This window comes from Palleniella muris, assembly GCF_004792655.1.
GTDB lineage: Bacteria > Bacteroidota > Bacteroidia > Bacteroidales > Bacteroidaceae > Prevotella > Prevotella muris_A.
Genome location: NZ_SRZC01000024.1, coordinates 49,297 through 55,852 on the forward strand (window position 1 = coordinate 49,297; position 6,556 = coordinate 55,852).

Here is a 6,556-nt window from a genome sequence, read left to right on the forward strand (position 1 = left end):
CTCAGGAAAATATGCTAACTTTGTAGCATTCATTTCTGTAAAAAGGAAAAAACCACAACCACTAACCTATTAATAACAATATAATGAACATCCGTATAGGAATGGGCTTTGATGTCCATAAACTTGTTGAAGACCGCGACCTTTGGCTTGGCGGAATAAAGATAGAACACACCCTCGGACTCCTCGGCCATAGCGATGCCGATGTGCTTATCCATGCCATTTGCGACGCCATGCTCGGTGCCGCAAATATGCGTGATATAGGTTTCCATTTTCCGGATACGGCAGCGGAGACCGACGGCATAGATTCCAAAATCCTTCTGCGTAAGACCCGTGACCTCATAGCGCAGAAAGGTTACCGTCTCGGCAACATCGATGCCACCGTCTGTGCCGAGCGTCCGAAAATCAATCCCCATGTCCCGGCGATGAAGAAATGCCTTGCCGAAGTCCTTGAATGTGACGAAGAGGACATCTCCATAAAGGCAACCACCACCGAAAAACTCGGTTTCACCGGCAGGGAAGAGGGCATCTCCGCCTATGCCGTGGTGCTTATCGAGAAGGATTAAGTGGATTGTAACGACAATAATGACAGTACTGGCAGTTATGTCAATATAGACAATCCTGACATGGTTGACAATACTGTCAGGATTGATATGACCGAAACAATTTATCAAACTACCAACATAACCTTATCAAATGCGACTGACAAAATTTCTACCATTACTCCTCGCAATCTTATCCTCGTTACCCGGTACAGCCCAGAAGGCTGTTTACGAGGATAACCACGTGCTGCAAATCAACCGCGAACCTGCACGTGCAGGATTCATTCCCTACCATTCCACGCCCGGCGACCGCCGGATGACACTCAACGGACAGTGGGATTTCCGCTGGGCACCTGTCCCTGAAAAGATTGAGCAGGCACAGTGGGGCACAATCGCCGTGCCTGCCATTTGGGAAGTCTCCGGCTACGGCACACCGGTTTACTCCTCTTCCGGCTACACCTTCAAGGTCAATCCGCCTTTCGTCATGGACGAGCCGAAGCAGGCCTACACAGCATTCACCGAGCGCAACCCTACGGGACAGTACCGCCGCAAGTTCACCGTCCCTGCCGAATGGCTGTCGGACGGCGGACATACATACATCCGTTTTGACGGCGTGATGTCAGCGTTCTATGTCTCCGTCAACGGAAATAGGGTAGGCTATTCGCAGGATTCATGCTCTCCGGCAGAGTTTGACATCACCTCGTTCCTGAATAAAGGCGCAAAGGAGAACGACATTGAACTCACGGTCTATAAGTACAGTGACGGCTCATACCTCGAAGATCAGGACGCATGGCGTTTCGCCGGAGTCCACAGAAGTGTCACACTGTTCCACACACCGGCACTCCGTCTGCGTGATTTTGCCGTGCGCACCGTTGCTGCGGACGACACATACCGTAATTTCCACCTTCAGATTAACCCAAAGCTACAGTCCCTTGACGGCAACGATGCCAAAGGATACTCCATTGTGGCGACACTCTTCGATGCCGATGGCAAGGAAGTTGTGGCGATGAAAACCGACGCCGAGCCGGTTCTTAACCTTAACCATAAGGGCGCGGTCATGAACGAATGGTATCCGCAGCGTGGCAGAATGAAGTTTGCGCGCCTTGACACACTCGTGAAGAATGTGCACCCATGGACAGCGGAGACACCTTATCTATATACACTGAAGATACAGTTGATGTCACCTGACGCGTCACAACCGACAGAGTGCGTCACTCAGAAAATAGGTTTCCGACAGCTCGCAATCCGTCAGGGCATGTTCCTCGTCAACGGCAAGCAGGTGCGTTTCCGTGGCGTCAACCGTCTGGAGCACGACCCTTTCAAGGCGCGTGTGATGACCGAAGAGCGCATGTTGCAGGACATCCGCCTCATGAAGCAGGCGAACATCAACGCCGTGCGCACATCCCACTATCCGAGCACACCGCGCTGGTATGAACTTTGCGACTCCCTCGGGCTCTATGTCCTTGACGAGGCGAATGCCGAAAACCACGGCGTGCGTGGTGAGCTCACCTCCACACCGGACTGGAACGACGCAATGATGGACCGCATGATCCGCGTTGCGGAGCGTGACAAGAACCACGCTTCCGTAGTGTTCTGGAGTCTCGGCAACGAGAGTGGCTATGGCGCAAACCACAGTGCCATGGCGGGATGGCTCCATGAGTTCGACCCCACACGCTTCGTCCACTACGAGGGAGCGCAGGGAAGTGTCGGCGGCACAGAGGAGATAGCCGACCCTGAGTGTGTCGATGTCATCTCGCGCTTCTATCCGCGTGTGATGCAGGAGTATCTCAATCCGGGAGTGCCGGAGGGAAGTGACAAGGAACGTGCAGAGAATGCGCGCTGGGAATTCCTGCTTGGCATAGCGCAGCGCAAGTGGCACATCAACACCGTCAATGGTCCAATCCTCGACCAACGCCCTGTCCTCACATCTGAATACGCCCACTGCATGGGCAACGCACTCGGCAATTTCCAGGAATACTGGGACGAGATTTATTCCAATCCGCGTATGCTTGGCGGCTTCATTTGGGACTGGGTTGACCAGGGAATCATTGTCCCTGCGGAAGGTACTGTGGCAAAAGCGACAGGCAAACAGCCTTCCGGCGACCGCCGTTGGGTGGCTTATGGCGGAGATTTCGGCGACAAGCCTAATCTTAAGGCGTTCTGTCTTAACGGTGTTGTCAAGTGCGACCGCGAACTGACAGCCAAGTATTACGAGGTTCAGCATGTCTATTCTCCGGTGCAGTTCAGCAAGCATGGCGATGCAATCTATGTCATAAACCGCAACCACCACATAACCCTTGACAGCTACAAGGTCAGCGGACAAGCCATTGTCAACGGCAAAACAAGGAAACCGTTTGACATCCTTCTGCCTGAAGTGCAGCCGGGCGACAGTGCCCTTCTGACGATAAAAGGCTTGCCAACAAAGGCGGAAGCCGGTGCGCAGACACTCCTTAACCTCACCGTAATGCGTGACGGCATGAAGGTTTCCGACGAACAGTTCTGCCTCTCAGGTGATGTTCTGGACTTCGCAAAGGCACAGCCGATGCAGAAAGCCGGCAAATCGGGCATGGACGCCAAGGCACTGCGTGCGGCGGTTTCCGCATCATTGTTCCGCGCTCCGACAGACAATGACAAGTCTTTCGGCAACTGGCTTGCCAAGGACTGGAAGAAAAACCGTCTCGACTCGCCTGAAGTGAGCGTTCTGGAGGAGAAACTCAATGGCGACGGCAGTGTAATCAGGGTAGAGGAATACAAGTACGTTGCGGGCAGCATAGTTGTCACAACGACATTCAGCAATGCCGCTGACGGCAACAGCAAGACAAGTTCTCCACTTGACATCGTACAGGAATACGAGTTCCGTGGTGAGCTTCCCGAGCTTCCCCGCCTCGGTCTGCAGCTCCGCCTGCCAAAGGATTACGAACAACTGGTATATTACGGTCGCGGCCCGTGGGACACATATCCTGACCGCTGGCGTTCCTGCCACATTGGTTTGTGGCGTTCAAAGGTGACGGATGAGTACGCCCATTACCCTGTGCCGCAGGATTGTGGCAACCACCGCGAGACCTCCTACGTGGAACTCGCCACCGCTTCCGGCAGGAAAGTGCGTGTGACAGCCGTCGATGCGCCGTTCTCTTTCTCCGCCCTCCACTATACTCCGCAGGACATAGCCTCCGTGCGCCACGACCATGAGCTGAAGGAAGGCGACTACACCATCCTCACCATCGACTGCGCCGTGCTTGGCATCGGCAACAGTTCCTGTGGTCCCGGTGTGCTGAAGAAATACAGTATCGACAAGAACAAGAAACATCGCCTGCATATCCGCGTGGCATATTGATGCGTCATGGCTGTTAATAAGAAATCATTGTTGTAATACATTGTAAATCAATTTAATACAAATTGTAATTTAAAAGGTTACCTTTCGCACTGTGAAAGGTAACCTTTTGTCGTATAAAGTGTTATCTTTTACCATGCAAACCGTTACCTTTCTTTTCTTAGAGCGATTTCTATTCTTGGAGAAACATGCCTCAAAGAAGGTATACATCACGCCGTGTATATGTAAAAATATCGTTAAAATCGGAGTTTTACTATCATAATGTGTATTTTTATGCGAAAAATCATTACCTTTGCATGTGGGATAAGAATTTGCCCGCCATACATAAATGACAATGCGAACTAAACACAGACTTTATACCCTCGTTGTGGCTTTTATGGTAGCTGCCACACTGTCTTCATGCGTCAGCCCCGGAGAAAGGAAGCGTATGAGCGAGTTGCTCACAAAAGCAGAGAAGATGAACTCTGACTATGTCTCAATGAAAAACGCTGTTTTTATGGATTCTGTCCTCCGCTTCTATGACTCCCACGGCACGGAAGAGGAACGCATCCGCGCAAACTACATGCAGGGCTGTGTCTACCGCGACAAGGGCAACAGTCCTACGGCATTGGAATACTACATGAAAGCCGTAAACCTTGCCGACACCACCTCCAACAACTGCAACTATGAACTGTTGGGAAGAATCTATGCCCAAATGGCGGAACTGTTCCATAAGCAACGCTATCCAAAGAAAGAATTGGAAATGTGGAATAATGCTATTACCATGGCGAGGAATGCCAAAGATACACTTATGGCAGTGCACTGTCTGGGAAGAATTGCTAGTACGTATAGACTGGCAGGCAATAAAGAAAAATCTGCAGATATTTCCAAAAAGACATACAAAGCATTCAAAGCACTTGGTGAGGATGCCTTGGCTGCATCAGAATTGGCTACCACAATATCTTATAATTTGGAACGAAATGCCTTGGACGAGTCAAAATGTGAGATTGACGAATATGTTTCAAAATCAGGTTTGGTGGACAAGAATGGTAATATGAAAAAAGGATGCGAGCTCTTTTACTATTGTTTAGGAGAATATTATCATAAATCTTGTAACATAGACTCTGCCCTTTATTATTATAGGAAACTTGTCTCCTATGATAAGGAAATAATGAACCTCGAGAATGGTTATAAAGGTTTGATGGAGGTCTATATGGACTTGCATCAGGCTGACTCTGTCGTGAAATACGCAAGACTTTACGCTGATGCCAATGACACGGCAAACATAAGGAACTCTGCAAAGGAAGTGGGCAGGACACAATCCCTTTACGACTATTCTTCTCACCAGCAGGAGGCTTTGAAAAAATCCAAGGAAGTACAAAATCTATGGCGCATATTGTTCTTTTGCTTTGTGGCATCAGTATTAGTTCTTGGCACAATTTACACCTTTTATATAAAGTACCGAAAAAAGGTACTTGCAGAAAAAAGAGAACTTAACAGCAAATACGCCTTGGCATTGCATGATTACAATGAGGCTTTGGCTGAATATAAAAAATACAAGGAGAATGGAGCTTCCTATGAGGCTTCATTATTGGAGAAAATTGGTGAGTTGGAGAAAGACCTTTCTATGTACCGTGATAATTTGGATGTCGACAGGCTTGCCTGGGAACAAAACCTTCAAAAGCATCAAATTGTCACTATCATGCACAGCCATGCTTCCAAATTGACGCAGCCAACCACAGCGGAATGGTCTGCACTGATAGATGTTGTTGGCAATCATCTTCCGGATTTCCTTGTTTCACTTGAAGCAACCTCAGTGCATTTAACTGATGACGAACTAAGAGTTTGCGTTCTGACACGCATAGGTTTTGTTCCTTCGGAGATAGCTGTGCTGATGGATATGACGAAGCAGAATGTCACAAATCTGCGTAGTCGTTTGAACAAGAAAATCTTTAATGAAGCGGGAGCAAGGACTTTCACACACAACATTTCCAAGCTGTAATGCTGTAATGTACTAATTGTACTTTTTGTGTAAATCTTTGATTGTTATGTTATTATACTATTGTGTATTGAAATCCATGTACTAATTGTACTCCCTTTTTACGCAATTAATTTGAAATTTGTTGTACTTTTACAGAAGCCAAGCTGCACCTCGGCAGTCCTGAGCAAGCTCAACTGCTCTCGGTTTGCATTGGCTTTGCAGCCGTTAAACAAAAATGTACAACAAATTTCAAACTTATGAAAAAACTACTATTATTAATTTTTATGGCGGTCGGTTTTTCGCAAATGGTATTATGCGAAGAACCGGTAGTGTTGCCGTCTCAAGTTCCATTGACTTGTTCGTATAGTGATGACGCAACTTACAAGAAAGGCATTAAGCGGGCACCAGTAAAATGTCCTATTGCGTATCTTGAAGGAAACAACATCTCTTTCCCTGCATTTGCGAGTGATTGCACGTTTGAGGTTGTGGATGCTTCCACTGAGGAGAAAGTTTTCTGCCAGTATATTTCTGCCTCAGAGACAAGTTGCCAGCTGCCGGCAGGCTTGTCAGGTGAGTACATCATCCGCTTCGTTTTCGGGCAGTATGAGCTTGAAGGATATATAGCACTATGATTTAGTTGTATCAAAAAAGGACTAACAATTGCAATATTTTACGCGAGTTCGGGATAAGAAATCATTTAAAATAGTTCCATCTGCCTTGATTTCT

4 protein-coding genes are annotated in these 6,556 nt (G+C 48.2%); all 4 read left to right on the top strand.

Annotated elements, in window-relative coordinates; genetic code table 11:
• Nucleotides 1-83: 83 nt before the first annotated feature.
• The gene (ispF, locus tag E5358_RS12570; protein WP_135940525.1) at nucleotides 84-563 is read left to right on the top strand and encodes a 2-C-methyl-D-erythritol 2,4-cyclodiphosphate synthase; all 480 of its coding nucleotides are present in this window, start codon (nucleotides 84-86) and stop codon (nucleotides 561-563) included.
• Nucleotides 564-693: 130 nt separating this feature from the next.
• Nucleotides 694-3,873, top strand: coding sequence for a glycoside hydrolase family 2 TIM barrel-domain containing protein (locus tag E5358_RS12575; RefSeq protein ID WP_135940526.1), 3,180 nt, complete (start codon nucleotides 694-696; stop codon nucleotides 3,871-3,873).
• A gap of 331 nt (nucleotides 3,874-4,204) precedes the next feature.
• Nucleotides 4,205-5,851: a tetratricopeptide repeat protein gene (locus tag E5358_RS12580; RefSeq protein ID WP_135940527.1), complete on the top strand. Its 1,647-nt coding sequence runs from the start codon at nucleotides 4,205-4,207 to the stop codon at nucleotides 5,849-5,851.
• A 236-nt stretch (nucleotides 5,852-6,087) separates the two neighbouring features.
• Nucleotides 6,088-6,462 carry a hypothetical protein gene (locus E5358_RS12585; RefSeq protein ID WP_135940528.1) on the top strand — a complete coding sequence of 125 codons (375 nt, stop codon included), beginning with the start codon at nucleotides 6,088-6,090 and terminating at the stop codon, nucleotides 6,460-6,462.
• Nucleotides 6,463-6,556 lie beyond the last annotated feature (94 nt).

Excerpts from the sequence above, each read along its gene's own strand:
- ispF (WP_135940525.1), top strand. The coding sequence starts at position 84 with ATGAACATCCGTATAGGAATGGGCTTTGATGTCCATAAACTTGTTGAA.
- E5358_RS12580 (WP_135940527.1), top strand. The coding sequence starts at position 4,205 with ATGCGAACTAAACACAGACTTTATACCCTCGTTGTGGCTTTTATGGTA.
- E5358_RS12575 (WP_135940526.1), top strand. The coding sequence starts at position 694 with ATGCGACTGACAAAATTTCTACCATTACTCCTCGCAATCTTATCCTCG.
- E5358_RS12585 (WP_135940528.1), top strand. The coding sequence starts at position 6,088 with ATGAAAAAACTACTATTATTAATTTTTATGGCGGTCGGTTTTTCGCAA.